The sequence below is a fragment of the Sporacetigenium mesophilum DSM 16796 genome, assembly GCF_059569055.1.
The window spans coordinates 1-3,178 of record NZ_JCANUR010000039.1; the positions used below are offsets into that span (position 1 = coordinate 1).

General features: G+C 33.6%; 5 protein-coding genes. All 5 read right to left on the reverse strand.

From position 1 onward, the window contains the following. Nucleotides 1-185 (reverse strand): B12-binding domain-containing protein (locus BS62_RS15080; protein WP_496492081.1); only part of this gene is annotated, 185 nt, incomplete at its 3' end. Nucleotides 186-387: 202 nt separating this feature from the next. Further along, nucleotides 388-1,581 (reverse strand): MFS transporter, encoded by a 1,194-nt coding sequence (locus BS62_RS15085; RefSeq protein WP_496492082.1) that lies wholly within the window; start codon nucleotides 1,579-1,581, stop codon nucleotides 388-390. 27 nt (nucleotides 1,582-1,608) lie between these two features. Next, nucleotides 1,609-1,752 (reverse strand): hypothetical protein, encoded by a 144-nt coding sequence (locus tag BS62_RS15090; RefSeq protein ID WP_490142154.1) that lies wholly within the window; start codon nucleotides 1,750-1,752, stop codon nucleotides 1,609-1,611. A 12-nt stretch (nucleotides 1,753-1,764) separates the two neighbouring features. Then, a complete protein-coding gene (locus tag BS62_RS15095) occupies nucleotides 1,765-2,922 on the reverse strand; it encodes a uroporphyrinogen decarboxylase family protein (protein WP_496492083.1) in 1,158 nt (385 codons plus the stop codon). 1 nt (nucleotide 2,923) lies between these two features. Further along, the coding region (locus tag BS62_RS15100; RefSeq protein ID WP_496492084.1) for a cobalamin B12-binding domain-containing protein at nucleotides 2,924-3,178 on the reverse strand (255 nt) is incomplete at its 5' end.

The window sequence follows — 3,178 nt, forward strand, 5'->3', positions numbered from 1 at the left end:
TCTCCAACGAAGTACTCTCCTTGATCAAATAAATCTCCTACTATTGCCATACCTCTTTGGCATGCATTTACCACCTTTTGAGCTTCTTCTTCACTTGGATTTGATGCAACGAATTCATTTAACATTTCTACTACGCTTTCTTCGTCTAACTCCCCAACATATTGTGTTAATAAATTTAAATCCATAATTAAAATCCCCCTTTAATTTAGTTTTTTAGTTATATTTATGTAAGCTTATTTTGTAGTCTTAATTAACGTATACACACTTGTATATACCAGTTGTATTAAATCTTTAGATTATATAAATACATACGAGTATATTTTAAAGAATATTCAGAAAATTTAAAAATGAACTATCTAAAACCTTATTTTAGATAGTCCATTTTACTTAAGCTCTTTTATTTTCAGTGTTTACAGGTAATAAAAGTAGTATTCCAAGTAGTGGTCCTGCTGCCATTATCCACCATACTGATGAGAATACACCTGAAAAATCTACTGCAAATCCCATAACCATAGGCCCAATTATTGAAGCAAATTGGAATAAGAAGTTAGATGTACCATTTGCAGTTGCAGCCCATTGCTTTCCTGCAAAGTCAGTAACCATTACTGTTAATTGTGGATTAGCAACATATGATACAAATCCAAATAAGAAACCAACCATTGATAATGATGGTATAGTTTTCATATATCCAAATGCAATAGTCAAAGGTATTACTAATGCAAAAGCAATTATCAATATAAATTTACGCTTGCCTATTTTATCTGATATAACCCCTGATAATAAAGGTGCTATTACTCCGCCAAGACCATAAAAAATCATTACTAATCCTGCTTGTGCCACAGATATTCCAAGCTCACCTTTCATGTAAGCATTTGCCCAAGTTGCAGTTCCAAGTTCTACCCACATTAAGCAAAATCCTGCAAGAGATGTAAGCACTAAATCCTTATTCCCAAATATAATTTTAAATCCATCTATTATTTTTCCGGAGTTTTGTTCTTGTTTTTCTGCTTTAATTAACATATAGACCAAAACACCAACTACTACAGTTGCAATACCTACAAATTTAAATGCGCCTTGCCACTTAAAATTTTGTTCAAGGGCTGGAACTATATAGTTTGATAAAACAATACCTGCTGATGGCGCTGCAAGTAAAATTCCAAAAGCTGTGCCTCTTTCTTTAGGTGAAAACCATTCTGCAACTGCACGTGAACAACAACTAAATACCGCTCCTGCTCCAAGTCCAGTTATAACTCTAAGCATAAACCCTGTCTCAAATCCTGAGATATATCCCATTCCTAATGTAGCAAGGCCTTCAACAATAAGACTTATTGCTAATATTAAACGAACTCCAAACTTATCCGCTAATATACCTGATGGTACTTGAGTTATAACATAACCTATATAAAAAGCACTCATATATGCTCCGGCCTGGGTCATTGCTATACCTAAATCAGGCACAGCAACAGGAATCAGTGGAGGCCATGTAAATCTAGTAATAAATGTAAATACAAAACATGCAACTGTTAACATTAGTATGGTCCATCTATATGGGCTTTTTTCCTTTTCAATCATTGTTTCCATACTTTTCTCCCCTTAAAAAGCAAACTACTACATTAATAACATCATAACAAAGCCAAACATCATTTCTTCATATGGTTGCATTTTGGCAGCCATAACATCATCTAACTTTTCTTCTATTTCTGGATGATCTTCTTTGTATTCTTCCCAAGTTCTATAATATTGAGTTTCCATACATACCCCTCCTTAATACTTACACTGTGCAACATAGTCAAGTACTGCTTGTAGGTTTTCAACATTAACACTATCAAGTGTTATTATACTCTTATCAAATCCAAAGTAATATTTTCCACCTGGTGCTAAAATATCTATTAACTCTTTTGCCTTATCAACACATTGTTCCTTTGTGCCTGTTTTTAATAATGTAAGTGGATAGAAACCAGTAAGGATATGTTTAGAACCTAATTTTTCTTTTATAAGTTTTGGATCACCGTATTCGAACATCATTCTTGTGTTTTCTGGAAGTTCATATAAGTAATCTATAAATCTCATCCAATCATGTTCAACAAATAATGTTGCAGGTTGACCTGCTGCTGCCATATCATCAACTAATTTTTTGAAACTTGGCCAATAGAATTTCTCAAAGTTTTTATCGTTCATATAAGGTGCCATATGAAGTGGTATAAAAGTTGATCCATGTTTTGTTTTGTTGGCAGGTATTGCTTGCTTTAACATAAGTGGTGTAACTGCTTCACATGCTTGAACAACCTTGTCAGCATGTCTTCTCATGTCCCCAGTAACTCCCTTAAATCCTCTTATTAAGTCAGCTACAAGATCAAAAGGTGCTTCTGTTGCTCCTGTAAATAATGGATCTGCATAACCATATTTTTGAGATAAGCTTCCAAATACTTTTCTCATATTTGCAATTTCATCATGATATAATTTAAAGGATTTTGCCATCACCATAGATTTTGTAACTGGGTCTGAATCTAATTCAGTATAAAGTCTTGGTAGTACCTTTTCCATTATAACTTTATATGGATTCTCTATGAACTCATCATACTCTGATGCTTCTAACCCATGAACTTCTGGATGTTGCAAAAATCCACTTGAACTCATTACAAAGGTTCTTGCCCCTAATGTTTTATAATATGAAGGAAATCTTATAGAACTAAGAGGAAGATTATCAGAGTTGAAGTCTCTACACACTTTATCAAGTATTTCTTCAAGCTTTGAAGTGTCCCATTGTGCACTTGCTAAATCTTCACCTGCATATTGTATAGCAAACTCACTTGAAAATCTTGTTGCACCATTAGGTACTCTTTTTGGGATTTTTCCAGCAAATAAATCATCAAATAATTCATTTCTCTCTTTTTGCAGTGCCTTTACGTCTACCAATGACATATTAACTCACCCACCCTTGGCATATTTTTACACCTTCTGCAGCGTTAGTTGTAAACGCATCTGCTCCTACAAATTCACTTGCTTCTTTTGTTACTGGATTTCCACCTATAACTATTTTCACATCATCTCTAAGACCTGCTTTAGATAGTTCATCTATTGTATCTTTCATTGCATCTATTGCAAGTGTTAATACTCCACTCATTCCTATTATTTGAGGTTTTACTTCTTTTACTTTTTCTATAAATGCATCTGCAGT